This window comes from Gordonia sp. DT218 (assembly GCF_049847105.1).
Taxonomy (GTDB): Bacteria; Actinomycetota; Actinomycetes; order Mycobacteriales; family Mycobacteriaceae; genus Gordonia.
The window spans coordinates 47781-66378 of the sequence record NZ_JBNCNS010000006.1 but is presented as its reverse complement, the minus strand read 5'-3'; the positions used below and the strand labels follow the sequence as shown (position 1 = coordinate 66378).

Annotated in this window: 15 protein-coding genes and 1 riboswitch; of the genes, 8 read left to right on the top strand and 7 right to left on the bottom strand. The window is 67.4% G+C overall.

The features are described 5' to 3' along the window. Nucleotides 1-26: 26 nt before the first annotated feature. From ACPXCG_RS20850 to ACPXCG_RS20815, 8 genes are all read left to right on the top strand, one after another. A complete protein-coding gene (locus ACPXCG_RS20850) occupies nucleotides 27-977 on the top strand; it encodes a M56 family metallopeptidase (protein ID WP_425794088.1) in 951 nt (316 codons plus the stop codon). 54 nt (nucleotides 978-1031) lie between these two features. Further along, nucleotides 1032-2513, top strand: a complete 1482-nt coding sequence (gndA, locus tag ACPXCG_RS20845) for an NADP-dependent phosphogluconate dehydrogenase (RefSeq protein WP_425794087.1) — start codon at nucleotides 1032-1034, stop codon at nucleotides 2511-2513. Nucleotides 2514-2548: 35 nt separating this feature from the next. Continuing rightward, on the top strand, nucleotides 2549-3982 hold the full coding sequence (locus ACPXCG_RS20840; RefSeq protein WP_425794086.1) for a GuaB1 family IMP dehydrogenase-related protein: 1434 nt from the start codon (nucleotides 2549-2551) through the stop codon (nucleotides 3980-3982). A 3-nt stretch (nucleotides 3983-3985) separates the two neighbouring features. Then, the gene (locus ACPXCG_RS20835; RefSeq protein ID WP_425794084.1) at nucleotides 3986-5497 is read left to right on the top strand and encodes a hemolysin family protein; all 1512 of its coding nucleotides are present in this window, start codon (nucleotides 3986-3988) and stop codon (nucleotides 5495-5497) included. After that, nucleotides 5494-6570: a hemolysin family protein gene (locus ACPXCG_RS20830; protein WP_425794083.1), complete on the top strand. Its 1077-nt coding sequence runs from the start codon at nucleotides 5494-5496 to the stop codon at nucleotides 6568-6570. Before ACPXCG_RS20835 ends, ACPXCG_RS20830 begins: the two co-directional genes overlap by 4 nt. 4 nt (nucleotides 6571-6574) lie before the next feature. After that, complete coding sequence (locus tag ACPXCG_RS20825) at nucleotides 6575-7465, top strand: 3-methyladenine DNA glycosylase (protein ID WP_425794082.1); 891 nt, start codon at nucleotides 6575-6577, stop codon at nucleotides 7463-7465. A gap of 112 nt (nucleotides 7466-7577) precedes the next feature. Next, nucleotides 7578-9791 (top strand): malate synthase G, encoded by a 2214-nt coding sequence (locus tag ACPXCG_RS20820; RefSeq protein WP_425794081.1) that lies wholly within the window; start codon nucleotides 7578-7580, stop codon nucleotides 9789-9791. Between the two features lie 135 nt (nucleotides 9792-9926). Further along, nucleotides 9927-11135 (top strand): hypothetical protein, encoded by a 1209-nt coding sequence (locus ACPXCG_RS20815; RefSeq protein WP_425794271.1) that lies wholly within the window; start codon nucleotides 9927-9929, stop codon nucleotides 11133-11135. A gap of 28 nt (nucleotides 11136-11163) precedes the next feature. Here ACPXCG_RS20815 and gcvP read toward each other — a convergent pair whose 3' ends face one another. The 7 genes from gcvP to ACPXCG_RS20780 form a co-directional block, all read right to left on the bottom strand. Next, on the bottom strand, nucleotides 11164-14061 hold the full coding sequence (gcvP, locus tag ACPXCG_RS20810) for an aminomethyl-transferring glycine dehydrogenase (RefSeq protein ID WP_425794080.1): 2898 nt from the start codon (nucleotides 14059-14061) through the stop codon (nucleotides 11164-11166). Nucleotides 14062-14224: 163 nt separating this feature from the next. Beyond that, nucleotides 14225-14325, bottom strand: a riboswitch (glycine riboswitch). A 76-nt stretch (nucleotides 14326-14401) separates the two neighbouring features. Continuing rightward, on the bottom strand, nucleotides 14402-15049 hold the full coding sequence (locus ACPXCG_RS20805; RefSeq protein WP_425794079.1) for a MerR family transcriptional regulator: 648 nt from the start codon (nucleotides 15047-15049) through the stop codon (nucleotides 14402-14404). Nucleotides 15050-15297: 248 nt separating this feature from the next. After that, nucleotides 15298-15804: a bifunctional nuclease family protein gene (locus ACPXCG_RS20800; protein ID WP_425794078.1), complete on the bottom strand. Its 507-nt coding sequence runs from the start codon at nucleotides 15802-15804 to the stop codon at nucleotides 15298-15300. Between the two features lie 128 nt (nucleotides 15805-15932). After that, nucleotides 15933-16619, bottom strand: a complete 687-nt coding sequence (locus tag ACPXCG_RS20795; protein ID WP_164309900.1) for a MerR family transcriptional regulator — start codon at nucleotides 16617-16619, stop codon at nucleotides 15933-15935. Between the two features lie 43 nt (nucleotides 16620-16662). Then, entirely contained in the window at nucleotides 16663-17118 is a 456-nt protein-coding gene (gene garA, locus ACPXCG_RS20790; protein WP_164309949.1) for a glycogen accumulation regulator GarA, read from the bottom strand. 349 nt (nucleotides 17119-17467) lie between these two features. Then, nucleotides 17468-17872 (bottom strand): glycine cleavage system protein GcvH, encoded by a 405-nt coding sequence (gcvH, locus tag ACPXCG_RS20785; RefSeq protein WP_425794076.1) that lies wholly within the window; start codon nucleotides 17870-17872, stop codon nucleotides 17468-17470. Between the two features lie 105 nt (nucleotides 17873-17977). Beyond that, the gene (locus ACPXCG_RS20780; protein ID WP_425794269.1) at nucleotides 17978-18574 is read right to left on the bottom strand and encodes a CDP-alcohol phosphatidyltransferase family protein; all 597 of its coding nucleotides are present in this window, start codon (nucleotides 18572-18574) and stop codon (nucleotides 17978-17980) included. Nucleotides 18575-18598: the final 24 nt, after the last annotated feature.

Below are 18598 nucleotides of genomic sequence, written 5' to 3'. Positions count from 1 at the left end.
ACACAGCCCACGCAAGGACAGTTCCGATGACTGCGCTCTTCTTCGGCATCCTGACCCTGGTGCTCGTCGGCCCCGCGGCAGAAGCTCTGTCCCGCGCGTCCTGGCCGGTCAAGGCACCTCGGGCAGCGATGACACTGTGGCAGGCGATAGCTCTGGCCGGCGTGCTTTCCGCCTTCAGTTGCGGGCTGGCGATCGCCGCGAACCTGTTGACCCCGGGAGCCGACGGCGCCCCGACCACGAACCCCTTCGACGAGATCGACCGACTCGGCCTGCCGTTGTGGCTGACCCTTGTGGGGGTCTTCGCCCTGACGCTGATGGTCGGCGCACGACTCATGTACACGGTGATCCGCGTAGGTGTGCGCACTCGGGCCCGTCGCTACGCCCATCGCCAGTTGATCGACATCCTGGACCGGTGTGATCGCAGCGACGCCTCGCATCCGCTGTTCGCGAGCGACGTCCGAATGATCGATGTCGAGCAGCCCCTCGCCTACTGCCTGCCCGGTCTCCGGCAGCGCGTCGTGGTCAGCGAAGGTGTCGTTGCGCGACTCTCCCGCGCCGAACTGACCGCCGTTCTGACACATGAGCGTGCCCACCTACGCGCCCGCCACGACCTCGTCCTCGAAGCGTTCATCGCCGTGCACGAGGCCTTCCCCCGCGTCGTCCGCAGCAGTTCCGCACTCGGTGCGGTCGAACTGCTGGTCGAGGCGCTCGCCGACGACCAGGCCGTCCGCGCCACCGCGCCCACCACCCTCGGCCGTGCGCTCGTCGCCTGCGCAGATGCGGTGGCACCGCGCGGCGCGATGGCGGTAGGCGGGCCCACCACACTGGCGCGGATCCGCCGACTCCGTGACGAACGGCCGACCCGACTGCTCGCGCTGTCCGCCTACTCCGCGGCCGCGGCGATCCTGGTGGTCCCGACTCTGGCGGTGGCGATCCCGTGGCTCACCGAACTCAGCCGACTGATCTCGGCCACGTGAGTCACCCCACCCTCCCGCTCGTGGTGCGACCGTGGAGGCAATAGGCTTGAGGCCATGACAACTGCCGCGCAATCCAACCGGCCCGCCGGCTCCGATTCCACCGACTCGGCCAAGGCCCAGATCGGTGTCACCGGTCTCGCCGTCATGGGTTCCAACATCGCCCGCAACTTCGCACACCACGGCCACACGGTCGCCCTGCACAACCGCAGCATCGCCAAGACCGACGCCCTGATCTCCGAACACGGCTCCGAGGGAACGTTCATCCGGACCGAGACGATGGAAGAGTTCGTCGCGGCGCTCGAGCGTCCGCGCCGGGTGCTGATCATGGTGAAGGCCGGTGACCCCACCGATGCCGTCATCGAGGAGCTCGCCGGCCTCATGGAAAAGGGCGACATCATCATCGACGGTGGCAACTCGCTCTACACCGACACCATCCGCCGCGAGGCGGCGATGTCCGAGCGCGGACTCAATTTCGTCGGCGCCGGGATCTCCGGTGGCGAGGAGGGCGCACTCAACGGCCCGTCGATCATGCCGGGTGGTCCGGTGGAGTCCTACAAGTCGGTGGGCCCGATGCTCGAGTCGATTTCCGCGCAGGTCGACGGCGAGCCGTGCTGCACCCACATCGGCCCGGACGGCAGCGGCCATTTCGTCAAGATGGTCCACAACGGCATCGAATACGCGGACATGCAGCTCATCGGTGAGGCCTACGACCTCATGCGCAAGGCACTCGACATGCCGGTCTCCGATATCGCCGACGTGTTCCGCGAATGGAACTCCGGCGACCTCGACAGCTACCTGGTCGAGATCACCGCGGAGGTGCTCTCACAGACCGACGCGGAGACCGGCAAGCCACTCGTCGACGTCATCGTCGATGCCGCCGGCCAGAAGGGCACCGGCCGCTGGACCGTCAAGTCGGCTCTCGACCTGGGCATCCCGACCACGGGTATCGCCGAGGCCGTGTTCGCCCGCGCGCTGTCGAGCGCCACCGACCAGCGCAAGCAGGCACAGGGGCTGGAATCGGGCACCCTGGCCGCGACGCCCACCGACACCGCGACCTTCATCGACGACATCAACAAGGCGCTCTATGCCTCCAAGGTCGTCGCGTACGCGCAAGGCTTCGACCAGATCGCCGCGGGCAGCGCCGAGTACGGCTGGAATGTCCATCCGGGTGACCTCGCCACCATCTGGCGCGGCGGTTGCATCATCCGCGCCAAGTTCCTCAACCGGATCCGCGACGCATACGCCGAGAATCCGGATCTGCCGAGCCTGCTGCTGGCCCCGTACTTCCGGAATGCGGTCGAGAACGCGGTGGACAGCTGGCGACGGGTCGTCTCGACGGCCACCCTGATGGGCATCCCGGTGCCCGCGTTCGCCTCCTCGCTGTCGTACTACGACGCGTTGCGCGCCGAGCGGCTGCCGGCCGCTCTGACACAGGGACTGCGCGACTTCTTCGGGGCGCACACCTACCAGCGCATCGACAAGCCGGGCACCTTCCACACACTGTGGAGCGGTGACCGGTCCGAAGTGACCGAATAGAATCGGCCGGGGGCGAGAGGAGTCCGCAACCAACCGTGCGATTTGTCGAGGGCCATCGGCCCACCCACGACCTGACCTACGACGACCTGTTCATCGTCCCGAATCGGTCCGATGTCGCTTCGCGATTCGACGTCGACATCTCGACCGTCGACGGCAGTGGCACGACGATCCCGATCGTGGTCGCCAACATGACCGCCGTCGCCGGGAAACGGATGGCCGAGACCGTGGCCCGACGCGGCGGACTGGTGGTGCTGCCCCAGGATCTCCCGATCCCGGTGGTCGCCGAGTCCATCGCCTACGTCAAGTCCCGGCACCTCGTCGCCGACACACCCGTCACGCTGACCGCCGACGACTCGGTGTCCGATGCCCTGGCCCTCATCCCCAAGCGCGCACACGGGGCGGCGGTCGTCATCGAGGACGGCCGTCCCATCGGCGTCGTCACCGAGAAGCGCTGTCGCGACGTCGATCGCTTCGCACGGGTGCGCGAGGTGCTCGATCCCGACATCGTCACGCTGCCGGTGGACACCGCATCCCGTGATGTCTTCGACCGGCTCGACGACCAGCACCTCGGTCTCGCCGTCCTCGTCGACGACGAGGGTCGGCTGGCCGGTGTGCTGTCGCGGGTCGGTGCGCTCCGGCACGGGGTGTACCAGCCGAATGTCGATGCGAACGGGCGCCTCCGGATCGCGGCGGCGGTCGGTATCAACGGCGACGTGGTCGGCAAGGCCAAGGCGCTGGCGGCGGCCGGTGCCGACCTGCTCGTGATCGACACCGCGCACGGACATCAGGAGAAGATGCTCACCGCCCTGGAGGCGGTGGCCACGGCGGATCCCGGAGTGCCGATCGCCGCGGGCAACGTCGTGTCGGCCCAAGGCGCCACGGATCTGATCGAGGCAGGCGCCTCGATCATCAAGGTCGGCGTCGGACCGGGCGCGATGTGCACCACCAGGATGATGACCGGCGTCGGTCGTCCCCAGTTCTCGGCAGTCGCCGAATGTGCCGAGATCGCCACCCGTCACGGTGCCCACGTCTGGGCCGACGGCGGGGTCCGCCACCCGCGTGACGTCGCGCTGGCACTGGCCGCCGGGGCGTCCAACGTGATGATCGGGTCATGGTTCGCCGGAACCTACGAGTCACCGGGCGATCTGCAGGAGGATGCCGTCGGGCCGTACAAAGTCAGTTTCGGGATGGCCTCCAAACGGGCCGTCGCGGCCCGATCGGCCAAGGACGGCGCCTACGACCGGGCGCGCAAGTCGCTGTTCGAGGAAGGCATCTCGAGCTCCCGGATCCGGCTCGATCCCGAGCGGCCCAGCGTCGAGGACCTGATCGACAACATCTGTTCGGGAGTGCGCAGCACCGCGACCTACACGGGTGCCCGGACGCTCGCCGAACTACACGAGAAGGTGGTGCTCGGGATCCAGTCCGCCGCCGGATTCGCCGAGGGGCGCCCGCTTCCCGGCGGGTGGTGAGGGGTGGAGACAGCCCTCCTCATCGCCGGTCTCGTCGGCTTCGTCGCGCTGACGCTCGGCACCGCGCTGTTCGTCGCCGCGGAGTTCTCGCTGACCGCGCTCGAACGATCTACCATCTCCGATGACGTCGCCACCAACGGCGACCGTCGATCCCGCCTGGTCCAGCGGGCGCACGCCACCTTGTCGTTCCAGCTGTCCGGTGCGCAGCTCGGCATCACCATCACCACGCTGATCACTGGTTACATCGCCGAGCCGGTGCTGGCGCGCATCTTCACGCCGGCACTCACCTCGGCGGGCGCGAGCGACTCGCTCGCGTCGGGAATCTCGCTGGCGCTCGCTCTGATCATCGCCACCTCGCTCTCGATGGTGCTGGGCGAACTGATCCCGAAGAACCTGGCCATCGCCAGGTCGCTGGCCGTCGCCCGCGCGACGTCGGGACCGATGACCGTGTTCTCCGCGACCTTCCGATGGGCGATCAACGGCCTGAATGGCTCGGCGAACTGGATCGTCCGCCGACTCGGCATCGAACCCGCCGAGGAGTTGCGGTCGGCCCGGTCGCCCCAGGAACTCGTGTCGCTCGTTCGCAACTCGGCCCGCCAGGGGTCGATCGACGAGGACACCGCGGCGCTCGTCGACCGCTCCCTTAAGTTCGGTGAGCTCAGCGCCGAGGATCTGATGACCCCCCGGGTGACGGTCGACTGCCTCGACCGCGACGACAACATCCGCGACCTGGTGATGGCGTCGTCGCGCACGGGTCACTCCCGCTTTCCGGTCGTGATCGACGGTGATCTCGACGATCTCGTGGGTGTCGTGCACATCAAGCAGGCCTTCACCGTCGCGCCCGAACACGCCGCCGACACCACGGTCGCGTCCATCGCCCGACCGGTCCCCCGCGTCCCCACCAGCCTCGACGGCGACGCCCTGATGGAACGCATCCGCGCCGACGGCATGGAGCTGTGCGTGGTGATCGACGAGTACGGCGGTACCGCAGGCATCGTCACCACCGAGGATCTGATCGAGGAGATCCTCGGCGATGTGACCGACGAGCACGACCATGAGCGCGCCGACGTCGCCGTCGACGGCGACGGTTTTCTGTGCTCGGGACTGCTCCGCACCGACGAACTGACCGACGCCACCGGTTACCGCGCGCCGGAAGGGTCCTACGACACGCTCGGCGGCCTGGTGATGTTCTGCCTCGGACGGATACCCGAGGTCGGCGACGCGGTCGAGTTGCCGAGTCGATCTGCCGGCGGAGACGACGTCGAGGACGACGACGAGGACGAGGCGCTGCCGGGCACCGAGATCACGTGGCGTGCGACCGTGACGCAGATGGACGGTCGCCGTATCGATGTCGTCTCGCTGCGACCCATCCGCGACGACATCCGGCCCGACAGCGCCCGACTCGACAGCGCCCCATCCGACCGCACCACCTCCCCCGACACCGCTTCCCGCGACGGCACCCCTCCCGACGACACCCCGCTCAGCCGCGACGGAACGGATCGGGGCACGGAGTGAACGACTTCTGGGCCGTCCTCCTCACGGTCGTGCTGCTCGGCGGCAACGCGTTCTTCGTCGGTGCCGAGTTCTCGCTCATCTCCGCGCGCCGCGATCGCCTCGAAGCGCTCGAGGAAAGCGGCAAGAAGCGTGCCCGGACGGTGATCCGGGCCGGCGAACGCCTGTCGTTGATGCTGGCCGGTGCACAGCTGGGCATCACGATCTGCTCGATCCTGCTCGGTCGCGTCGGTGAGCCTGCGGTCGCACATCTGATCGAGAAGCCGCTGCATCTGGCCCACGTGCCGGAAACCCTGCTGCACCCGATCTCGTTCGCCGTCGCCTTGTCGCTCGTGGTGGTCCTGCACATCCTCATCGGTGAGATGGTGCCCAAGAACATCGCGCTGGCCGGCCCGGAGCGCTCCGCCATGCTCCTGGTGCCCGCGCATCTCGCGTTCATCCGCATGGCGCGCCCCCTGATCGCGTTCTACAACTGGCTGGCGAACTCGTCGCTGCGCCTGATGCGCGTGCAGCCCAAGGACGAGCTCGACTCGGCGGTCTCCACCGGGGAACTCGCACAGATGCTCGGTGAGTCGAAACAGGAAGGCCTCATCGACGCCGAAGAACACGAACGTCTGACCCGAGCGCTGCAGTCGGTGAGTCGCACCGTGAGCGAGGTGATGATCCCCCTCGACCAGATGCACAGTGTCGGCGTGGAGGTCGACGCCGAGACCGGCGGCACCGGCCCGACACTCGGGGCGGTCGAGCACGCGGTCGGCGACACCGGGTTCTCGCGCTTCCCGGTACGCGGTCCCGACGGGACGTTCACCGGCTATCTCCACCTCAAGGACGTGCTCGACGAGATCCTCGACGAGCGGATCGGTCCGGACACCATCATCGGCATCGACAAGATCCGTCCGCTGCCGGTGATCGCGTCGACCACACCCCTCGACGAGGCGACCGCGGCACTGCGACGCACCAGCGCCCACATCGGTGCGGTGGTCGACGACTCCGGACGGACGGTCGGCATCGTCGCCCTCGCCGACCTCGTCGAGGAGTTCGTCGGCAATGTCCGCGACGAGACCCATCGGGTGTGATCCGGTGACATCGACGGAGATACGCCGCTCGACCGGCCGACGTCTGCAGTCGGCACAGTGGCGAGCCCTCCGCGACGATCACCGCGGACGGGTCGACGACCTGATCGGGCCGTATCTGCGGGCCCGCAAGAACGGCGCGAAGCATCCCGTCATCGACTTCCTCTTCACCTATTACTCGTCTCGTCCCGCGCACGTGACGAGATGGCATCCGGGATTCGGCGTGCTCCTCGAGGAGGCCGACGACTACCTGGTCCTTCGCGGGTATCAGCGCCTCGACGACACGGTGACCGTGGATCCTGGATTTCTCCGCAGCCGCGCAGGTGCCGTGGGTGCCACCGCCGCACTCCTGCGCGCGACCGCGTCCCGCCCCGCACGCCTCGGCTGCTTCGGCCTGCACGAATGGGCGATGGTCTACCGGACCACCGAGAAGCGCCACGACGCGCCGCTGCGTCTCGGACGGGCCGGGACCGATGCGGTCGTCGAGGAGATGCCGTTGCGCTGTACGCATTTCGATGCGTTCCGGTTCTTCACGCCGAAGGCACGGCCCCGAAACGAGGCCGAACTGACCCGGGACCGACAGATCCGCGACGAGCAGCCCGGATGTCTGCACACCACGATGGACCTCTATCGGGCGTGTTTCACGCTCGCGCCGCTGATCGACTCCGACCTCACCCTCGCGTGCTTCGGGTCCGCCTTGCGCGCACGGGAGCTCGACATGCGGGCGAGCCCCTACGACCTCACCGCGCTCGGTTACGATCCGGTGCCCGTCGAGACCGCGGCCGGCCGAGCGCAGTATGTGCGAGAACAGTCCACCATCGCCGAGGACGGCAGCGTGTTACGGGCGGCGCTGTCACAACGCCTCAGCGATCTACTCGCACTTTCGAACCGACTGTGAGCTGCGTCAACTGACCTTCTCGCCCGCCTCGGACCTGCCCGGATACCCGGTGTCGAGGCAGATTACCGACGAGTAGCATGGACGTGTCGATTCACCGCTGAGAAAGGCTGTCATGTCTGACCGGATCAACGTCAACGGGCTGCAGGTCGCTTCCGTCCTGTACGACTTCATCAACAACGAGGCGTTGGCCGGCACCGGTGTAGACCCCGACGCCTTCTGGACGGGTGCGGCCTCGGTGATCACCGACCTGGCGCCCCGCAACCGTGAACTGCTGTCCGTCCGCGACGATCTGCAGGCGAAGATCGACCAGTGGCACCGCGACCATCCCGCGACCGCCGGCGACCTGGACTTCGACGCGTACAAGGGCTTCCTCACCGAGATCGGCTACCTGGTCGATCCGCCTGCCGACTTCCAGATCGGCAGCGAGAACGTCGACCGCGAGATCGCCGAGACGGCGGGCCCGCAGCTGGTGGTCCCGATCCTCAACGCGCGCTTCGCACTCAACGCCTCCAACGCCCGGTGGGGCTCGCTCTACGACGCCCTGTACGGCACCGATGCCATCCCGGAGACCGACGGCGCCGAGAAGGGCTCGTCGTACAACAGGGTGCGCGGCGACAAGGTCATCGCGTACGCGAAGGACTTCCTGGACAACGCCGTCCCCCTCGAGCAGTGCAGCTACACGGATGTGACGAAGTTCGCCGTGGCGGACCAGGCCCTGCAAGTGACCCTGGCCGACGGCACCACCTCGACTCTCGCCGATCCGTCGGCGTTCGCCGGCTACCGGGGCGAGGCCGCCGCCCCGACGTCGATCCTGTTGCGCAACAACGGCCTCTACCTCGACATCGAGATCGACCCGTCGTCGCCCATCGGCCAGACAGACCCGGCCGGGGTCAAGGACGTCGTCGTCGAGTCCGCGATCACCACCATCATGGACTTCGAGGACTCGGTTGCTGCGGTCGACGCCGACGACAAGGTACTCGGCTACCGGAACTGGCTGGGACTCAACAAGGGTGACCTGGCCGAGGAGGTCGCCAAGGGCGGGAAGACCTTCACCCGCGTCCTCAACGGCAACCGCGAGTACATCGCACCCGACGGTTCCGATTTCGACCTGCACGGCCGCTCGTTGCTCTTCGTCCGCAACGTCGGGCACCTGATGACCAATAGCGCGATCCTCGACGCCGACGGCAACGAGGTCCCCGAAGGCATCCTCGACGGTTTGTTCACCTCGCTGATCGGCATCCACGGGATGAACGGCGCCGGGAGCAAAGCGAGCGGGCCGGGTGTCGCGGCCGAGGGCCTGCAGAACTCGCGGACCGGATCGATCTACATCGTCAAGCCGAAGATGCACGGACCCGATGAGGTCGCGTTCACCGTCGAACTGTTCGACCGTGTGGAGAAGGTTCTCGGCCTGCCGGAGAACACTCTCAAGGTCGGCATCATGGACGAGGAGCGCCGCACCACCGTGAACCTCAAGGCCTGCATCAAGGCCGCCGAGGATCGCGTGGTCTTCATCAACACCGGCTTCCTCGACCGCACCGGCGACGAGATCCACACCTCCATGGAAGCCGGCGCGATGATTCGCAAGGGCGACATGAAGCAGCAGAAGTGGATCAAGGCGTACGAGGACTTCAATGTCGATACCGGATTGCACGCCGGGCTGCAGCACAAGGCGCAGATCGGCAAGGGTATGTGGGCGATGCCGGATCTGATGCACGACATGCTCGAGCAGAAGATCGGTCACCCGAAGGCAGGCGCCACCACCGCATGGGTGCCCTCGCCCACCGCAGCGACCCTGCATGCGCTGCACTATCACCTCGTCGATGTCTTCGAGCGGCAGGACGAGATCGCCAAGCGCGATCCGGCGTCGGTCGACGACATCCTCACAATCCCGCTCGCGCCGAAGACCGACTGGTCGGCCGAGGAGAAGAAGGAAGAACTCGACAACAACTGCCAGTCCATCCTCGGCTACGTGGTCCGCTGGATCGATCAGGGCGTCGGCTGCTCCAAGGTGCCCGACATCCACGACATCGCGCTGATGGAGGACCGTGCCACCCTGCGGATCTCCAGCCAGCTGCTGGCCAACTGGCTGCATCACGGCATCGTGAGCGAATCCGACATCGTGGCCTCGCTCGAGCGGATGGCACCGGTGGTCGACCGACAGAACGCCGGCGACACCACATATCGCCCGATGGCACCCGATTTCGACTCCAACATCGCCTTCCAGGCGGCCAAGGAGCTCATCCTCGAAGGTGCGAAGCAACCGAGCGGCTACACCGAGCCGATCCTGCATCGCAAGCGGCGCGAGTTCAAGGCCGCCAACGCCTGACGGGCAGGCTGCCGAGCGTTCGCACGGCACCCGCCATGGTGCGGGCACCGCGATCTCCGCTATCGTCGTCCGATGTCACCCCGGTCAGACGGGACCGGGGTGGACGTCGGCCCGACGAGCGGAAGGCAGGGGGGCTTGGCACACCATCGAAGTACTGACGGTCGCACGGGGGTACGCGGTCGCGGTGTCAGTCGTGGCCTCGTCGGTTCCCTGCTGTCCATCATCCTGGTCGCCGCTCTGGTCCTGCTCTGGGCGCAACTCGGTGATCGGATAGATCGCCAAGGCGATCAGGCGGCGGCGAACTGCGTCGAGGGTACGACCAAGGTCCCGGTGATTACGGATCCCGACATCGCCGGTCCACTCAAGACCCTCGCGCAGGACTACGCCAAGACCCGACCGGTGGTGCGCGATCACTGCGTGACCATCGAGGTCCGACCGGCCGATGCCAAGGTCACCCTCGACGGGCTGGCAGGCACGTGGGACCCCGCCTCGCTCGGCGCCTATCCGGCTGCCTGGGTTCCGCAATCGTCGATCTGGACCGCGGACCTGTCCGCCGCCAAGCCCGATGCGATCGACGGCAAACCCACGTCGTTGGTGTCGTCGCCCGTCGTGCTCGCCACCGCGCCACAGCTGGCCAAGGCCTTCGATGACAACCTCGACTGGCAGCAACTGCCCACCCTGCAGAAACGCAGCAGCAGTCTCGGCGACTACGGACTGGGCAGCTGGGGGTCGATTCGCCTCGCGATGCCCACCGGCGCGCAATCCGACGCCACCGCGCTATCGGCCCAGGCAGTCGCGATGCAGGTGACCCGGACCACCGGTGCGCTCACCGAGCAGGACGCGAGCTCGCCGCGCGTGGCATCGAGTGTCGACGCGATGTTGACGGGAGCCCCGCAGTCGCCGGACGGCTCGGCCGCCGGCGCGGCCCGCTCGATCGCCGACGCCGATGACCCGGCGACCTCTCCGATCCACGCGGTACCGATCACCGAGCAGTCGCTGTTCCAGCTCACCCGCTCGGACACCTCGGCGCGGCTCTCCGAAGTGGTGCCAGGCGGACCGACCCCGATCGCCGACTACCCGATCGTCCGGATGGCGGGTTCACAGGTCGCACCCGAGCAGACCGATGCGGTGTCCGAGTTCTTCGAGTTCGTCAGCAAGCCGGACCAGCTCGGCAAACTCACCGCACTCGGATTCCGCGGCGACGCCGCCATGCCGGAGCCGAACGCGACAGTGACGTTCCCGATCACCGACAATCCGATGCCGAACCCCGAGGACGCGGCGACGGTGACCATCAATCGCCTCGTCTACGGGCCCGACAGCGGTCCCACGACCGGCGGGAACTGACCCGCAGGTCACCCCCCGGGGGTGTCCTTCAGCTGCTGAACGCCTCGATCGGCGGGCAGCTGCACACCAGGTTCCGGTCGCCGAAGGCGTTGTCGATCCGGCGCACCGCCGGCCACACCTTGGCCCGTCCGCCGGCCGACGGGAGGCCGAGCGGATAGACCGCGAGTTCCCGCGAGTAGGCATGATCCCACTCCCCGACCAGCGCTTCGGCGGTGTGCGGGGCTCCCCGCAACGGGTTGTCGTCGACGGACCATTCACCCGAGCCCACCCGGTCGATCTCGGCGCGAATGGCGATCATCGCCTCACAGAAGGCGTCGAGTTCATCGAGGTTCTCACTCTCGGTCGGCTCGACCATCAGCGTCCCGGCGACCGGGAAGCTCATCGTCGGGGCGTGGAAACCGTAGTCGGCCAGTCGCTTTGCCACGTCGTCGACAGTCACGCCGGTCGCCTTGGTCAGCGGCCGCAGATCCAGGATGCACTCGTGCGCGACGAATCCCTCACCGTCGGTTCGCGCTGCTTCGCTGCCGCGGCCCGTGTAGAGCACGGGGTAGTACTCGCGCAGCCGGCGGGCGATGTAGTTGGCCGACGCGATCGCGGTCAGCGTCGCGCGGCGCAATCCGTCCGCGCCCATCATCGCGATGTAGGCGTAGGTGATCGGCAGGATCGACGCCGAACCGTACGGCGCGGCCGAGATCGTGCCCTCCGACGACAGTTCGTCGGCGAGCGGGTGACCCGGCAGGAAGGGCGCGAGATGCGCGCGGACGGCGACCGGCCCGACCCCCGGCCCGCCCCCACCGTGCGGGATGCAGAACGTCTTGTGCAGGTTCAGGTGGCTGACGTCACCGCCGAACCGGCCGGGACGGGCTACGCCGACAAGCGCATTGAGGTTGGCGCCGTCGACGTAGACCTGGCCGCCTGCGTCATGCACGGCCGCGCAGATCTCCTCGATGTCGTGCTCGAAGACACCATGAGTGGACGGATACGTGATCATGATGGCTGCCAGCGCATCGCGATGATTCTCGATCTTGACACGCAGATCGTCGACGTCGACGTCACCGTTCTCACGGCACCCGACAACCACCACGCGCATCCCCGCCATCACCGCCGATGCGGCGTTGGTGCCGTGTGCGCTCGACGGGATCAGACAAACGTCGCGGTCCTCGTCGCCGCGGCCGCGGTGGTACCGCCGGATCGCCAGCAGGCCCGCGTATTCGCCCTGTGAGCCGGCGTTGGGCTGCAGGCTGATCCGGTCGTAGCCGGTGATCGTGACCAGCCAGTCCTCCAGCGTCGAGATGAGTTCACGGATCCCGGTGGTGTCGGACACGGGCGCGAACGGGTGTAGGCGTGCGAACCCGGGCCAGGTGACCGGTTCCATCTCTGCGGTCGCGTTGAGCTTCATCGTGCACGAGCCGAGCGGGATCATGCTCCGATCGAGTGCGATGTCCTTGTCGGACAGCGCACGCAGGTACCTCAGCATCGACGTCTCGGTGCGGTACCGGTTGAAAGCCGGGTGCGTGAGGAAGTCGCTCTGCCGCGTCTCGACGGGCTGCGCGAACGTATGACGCCGTACCCCTTCGGCGCTGAACGCACGCAACACGGCGGTCAGATCGGCGTCGGTGGTGGTCTCGTCGCAGGCGATGCCGACCGAGTCGGCGTCGATCCGCCGCAGGTTGATGTTGCCGTCGCGTTTGGCGTTCGCGACGATCGCGTCGGCCTGACCGGGTGCGCGCACCACGATCGTGTCGAAGAACGAGGAGTGCGCAATCGAGAAGCCGGCAACCGTCAGGCTGTCGGCCAGGAACACCGCGGCGTCGTGCACCCGCCGGGCGATCGCGCGCAGACCGTCGGCGCCGTGATACGAGGCGTACATGGCGGCCATGACGGCGAGCAGCACCTGGGCGGTGCAGATGTTGCTGGTGGCCTTCTCCCGGCGGATGTGCTGCTCACGCGTCTGCAGTGAGAGTCGGTAGGCGAGGTTGCCGTCGGCGTCCTTGGAGACGCCGACGAGCCGGCCCGGCAACTGTCGCGCATGGGCGGAGTGGACCGCCAGGTAGCCGGCGTGCGGACCTCCGAATCCCATGGGCACACCGAACCGTTGAGTCGTGCCGAAGCACACGTCGGCGCCCTGCTCACCCGGAGGCGTGATCAGGGTGAGCGCCAGCAGATCCGCCCCGACCGAGACCAATCCGCCGCGATCGTGCGCGGCCGCGATGATCGGCGCGAGGTCGAGGACACGACCGGATGCGCCCGGAACCTGGAGCACGACACCGAAGAAGTCACCGTCGGGCAAGCCGCATCCGGGCAGCGACGGATGCAACGACGCCTCGACCAACTCGATACCGAGCGGCTCGGCCCGCGTGTCGAGCAGGGCGCGTGTCTGGGGGAACAGATCGGCGTCGACCACCAGGCGCGCCGGGCGGGACTTGCCGGCGCGACGCATCAGGGTCATCGCCTCGGCGGCGGCGGTCGCCTCGTCGAGCATCGACGCGTTGGCGACCTCCATCGCGGTGAGGTCGGCGACCATGGTCTGAAAATTCAGCAGGGCCTCGAGACGTCCCTGGCTGATCTCCGGCTGGTAAGGCGTGTAGGCGGTGTACCAGGCCGGGTTCTCCAGCACGTTCCGCAGGATGACCGGCGGGGTGAAGGTGTCGTGGTAGCCGAGCCCGATCATCGACCGCGCGACGACGTTGCGGGACGCGAGCTCGGCGAGGCGGTCGTGCACGTCGTGTTCACCGATGGCCGGTGGCAATGCGTCTAGACCGTTCGCACCCGGGTCGTCGGCGATCACGGACGGGACCACCCGCTCGGCGAGTTCGTCGAGCGAGGACACCCCGATCTCGGCGAGGATGCGGTCGGTCTCGGCGGGATCGGGACCGACATGGCGGTCGATGAAGGTCACCGGATCGGATGCGGAAGTGGCGGGCATGACAGGTCAACCTCTCGGCGGTCTGCGGCCCTCCCCCTCTGTCATATCCGGGATCCGCAGCACGGATGCCAGACGCCTGAGAGATTCGGCCGTTCCGGGACACCGGAGCGGCCTTTCACCGTGGGCGGGCCCGGGTCTCCCCGGGTCACTTTCCAGAGACGCCGTCTACACCACGGTCCTGGGTGCCTGAGAGTTTGACGAGGAGGTGTTGCTCCTTCGGCGGCCACCCCAACCCGATCGGTGGCGCTCTCCCGTGACGTAGCGACGCCCACCCAGTATACGGGTGGGCGACTGCTCTGCAGTTCAACCCCGCAGTGGGGCGGCCGGGACCGGCCGACGGTCAGCCGGTGCGGCGGGTCCGGTTCTTACGCCGCGCCGCGAGTTCGTCCTCCGGGGCGGTCTCGGTCACACCGCCATCGGCGCGTTCACCTGGGAAATCGGCGATGGTGCCGGACAATTCGCGCATCGCCCCGCTGACCGCGATCCCGAAGACACCCTGACCGCCCTGCAGCAGATCCACGACCTCCTCGGCAGAGGTGCACTCGTAGACGGTCGTGCCGTCGGAGAAGAGGGTGATCCGGGCGAGATCCTCGACGCCGCGCTTCCGGAGATGATCGACGGCGACGCGGATGTTCTGCAGTGAGATCCCGGTGTCGAGGAGACGCTTGACGATCTTCAGGACCAGGATGTCCTTGAACGAGTACAGTCGCTGGCTACCCGAACCGGCAGCGCCCCGAATCGACGGCACCACGAGCGAGGTGCGGGCCCAGTAGTCGAGCTGCCGATACGTGATACCGGCGATCTGGCACGCACTCGGCACCCGGTAGCCGACCAACTCGTCCGGCACTGTGTCGTTCGGGAAGAGGCCCGGAGCGATGTCTTCCAGGCTGCCCTGGGTCGCAGTTGGGGTACGGGCGCTCTCCGCGGCACCGTCTGGTGCCGCATCCGTCGGTGACGTCACTCCGTCGTCGAACGGCTTATCGCCCACTGCAGACTCCCTCGCAACGTCTGGACCGACTCGACAGGCACCGAACCTCGAAGAGCGGCCTCGAGGACTGCTTCAACAGTACGCGCCTGAAGGACGATCATCCTCCGTCCCCGCCGAAAACGGGCGACGTGTGAACGGTAGGTCGGGCGGGAGTCGCAAATCAACGCGACGCGCGGTGCAACCTCAACCTCAACTTGAGATCGAGCAAACGGTGACCGCGCAGTGTCCGTTCCGTGATCAAACGGGGCTCAGGTTCCGCCGCTCGCCTTGAAGTCATCCGGTGAGACGTTGTCGAGAAATTCCTTGAACTTCTCCACCTCGTCCTCTTTCGCATCGCCCGGTTCGCCGTCCGAGCCGTCCTCGTCCGGGATCAGCAACCCGGCCTCGGTCAGCACGTCCTCGTCGGCGACGATCGGCACTCCGGCCCGCATCGCCACGGCGATGGAATCCGACGGACGCGCCGACACCCTCAGGTCGTCCGCGAAGACCATCTCCGCGTAGAAGGTGCCCTCCTGCATGTCGACGATGCGAACCTCTTTGAGGGTTCGGCCGAATTCGCTGATCAGGTTGACGATCAGATCGTGTGTGAGCGGCCTCGGCGGTTCGATGCCCTTCTGCTGCAAGGCGATCGACGCCGCTTCACTCTGCCCGATCCAGATCGGCAGGTAGCGTTCGCCCTCGACCTCGCGCAGCAGCAGTACCGGCTGGCTCTGTGGCGGCTCGACCCGAATGCCCACGACTCGCATTTCGCCCATCTAGCACCCGCTTCCTCGTGATCGCCAGGACACTACTCGACGGCCCCGTTCGCCACGTCCCGGCGCCGTATGTCGATGTCAACGACGCTACACCGCGTCGCGCCGCCGCGACGGCAGTCGCGGACCGATCAGTCCAGCACGCCCCGCACCGCGGCCTTGACCAACTGGGTGTGCAGAGTCACCGACAACGCCGCGATCTCGCGGGCCAACTCCTCGGCCCGATCCCGGGCACCCGTGCCCTTGCCCTTGGCGATCGGATTCGCGATCTGCGCAACCAATCCGGCCTCACGATCGGCGGAGACCTTGAAGGCTCGCAGGTGACGGGTCTCCACGCCGTAATTCGCCAACGCGGCGGCGGCCTCCACCAGACGAACCGCATCCTCGTCGAAGAATCCCGCCGGCCCAGGTGTCAACAGCCCGTTGCGCAGCAACTCCGTCACGAACGCCGAGTCGACCCCGGTTCGTTCGATCAGCGTCTCCCGCGAGACCCGGCCGCCGCGCGAACCGAAATCGGTCGCCGGGGCGACCGCATTGCGGGCGGCGGACAACAACCGGGTACCCCCGGCACCTGCGCCTCCCTCACCACGATCGATCGCCTCGAGTTGCTCCTTGATCACCTTGAGCGGCAGATAGCGGTCACGCTGGGCGGTCAGGACAAACCGGAGCCGCTCACAGTCGTTCGTGCTGAACCGGCGATAGCCCGACGGCGCGCGTTCGGGCGTGATCAAGCCCTCGGACTCCAGGAATCGGATCTTCGAGATCGTCACGTCCGGGAAATCCTCACGCAGCAGCGCCAGGACAGAGCCGATCGACATCGACCCTTCTCCGTGCTGACCCGCCGACGACGCGGTCACGAGGTCAGGCGCCCGCTTGGCCGTCGCGCGGGCCGCTGAGGAAGACCAGGCGGAACTTGCCGATCTGCACCTCGTCCCCATTGCTCAGCTGCGCGGTGTCGACGGGTTCCCGGTTCACGTAGGTGCCGTTCAGGCTGCCCACGTCCACCACCTGGAATTCGTTGTCGCCCAGGCGGAATTCCGCGTGGCGGCGACTGACGGTCACGTCATCGAGGAAGATGTCGCTGTCCGGATGCCGACCCGCCGACGTGGTCGCCTGGTCGAGCAGGAATCGCGAGCCCGCGTTGGGACCACGCTTGACGACAAGCAGCGCCGTGCCGGGCGAGAGCCTCTCCACCCCGGTGTCGGCAGGTTCACTCGAGGCGGTCGCTCCGGAATCGAGTTCGGAGATGAACTCCTCCCGGAAAACCGAGGTGGTTTCCACCGGTGCCTCAAGATCCTTGTCGTTTTCGCTCACCACTTCTCCTTCGTCTGTCTCGGTGCCCGTAGGCGTCGTCGCGCCCACACCTACCGGCCCCGAACGGCCGCGCGAATCGCGCCACCGGGCTTTCGATGTCGATGCATCTTTCTTCTGCCTTCGAACGTCCGGCTCGCCGCGTTCATCGGCACTCGAACCGGTTCTGCTGCAGTAAACCGTACCGTGTTGCGGCCGCCACACGGGCGGTCGAGTCGACCAGGACACCGCCGATCATAGTCGCAGCGCCCCGATCCACCGGGCGCTTACGATCCGTGTTGTCGGCTTGTCGTGTTCGATCGGCCTCATCGGAGAATGCCTTTCGCAGTTCACGGCACCTCGCGTCCCGCGACGGTCAGCTCTCGGTGACGGCGCGGTAGCCGTCGGCGTCCAGGGTCTCCGCCAGTGCCGTGTCGAGGGCCGCCTCGTCGACGAGCGTGATCTCGACGAGCCAGCCCGACCCGTACGGATCGGAGTTCACCAGTTCGGGGGTGGTCTCCAACTCGGCATTCACGGCGGACACCGTTCCGTCGAGCGGTCCGTAGATGTCCGACACGCTCTTGGTGGACTCCACCTCGGCGAACGACTCGCCCTTCTCGACGGCGTCGTCGGCGCCGGGCAGCTGGACGAACACCACGTCGCCGAGCGCATCCTGCGCGAAGTCGGTGATCCCGACCCGCACCGTCGTGGGCCCGGTCCGCTCCACCCATTCGTGCTCGGCCGTGTAGCGCAGGGCAGGCGGCACATTGGTCTCGCTCACTGTCGCACCTTTCTTGTCGGAGGCGGCAAAAACATCGAACTACTTCAAACGGAGGACATTAGGGCATCGGCGGCCACTGCGTGGGCCGGGTGAGCGGATGTCCGCTCACCCGGTGCGGGGCATCCGGCGGACGACCAGCACCGTCTGATAGGCGTACAGCAGAAACGACCACAGATAGAGGCCGACGCCCCAGATCATGAACGCCCAACCGATGGGATAGCAGATCGTCCCGATGACCGAATCCAACTGCCCGGCGAGCAGCCAGGGGAACGCACTCATCAGAGCGAAGGTGGCCGCCTTCCCGATGTAGAGGACCGGCAGCGCGAGCAGCCCTCGCGACCTCAGCAACGGCGCCGTCGCGAACAGCGCGACGTCCCGGGCGATGACGACCCCGATCAGCCACCACGGCAGGAACTCGCGCAGGCCGAACGCGATCGGGATGATCACGATGTAGAGCCGGTCGGCGGCCGGATCGAGCAGCGCCCCGATCCGCGACGACTGGTTGAGCCACCGGGCGAGCTTGCCGTCGGCCCAATCGGAGAACCCCGAGAACATCAGGACGGCGAATGCCCATCCGTCGGCCTTCTCGAACAGCAACAACCACACGAACACCGGGATCAGCGCCAACCTCAGCACGCTCAAGGCGTTCGGGACGGTCACCACCCGGTCCGACCCGTCGGACAGTTCCTCCGGCGGGTCCACCGGGTCGCGCTCCTCCGGCACCTC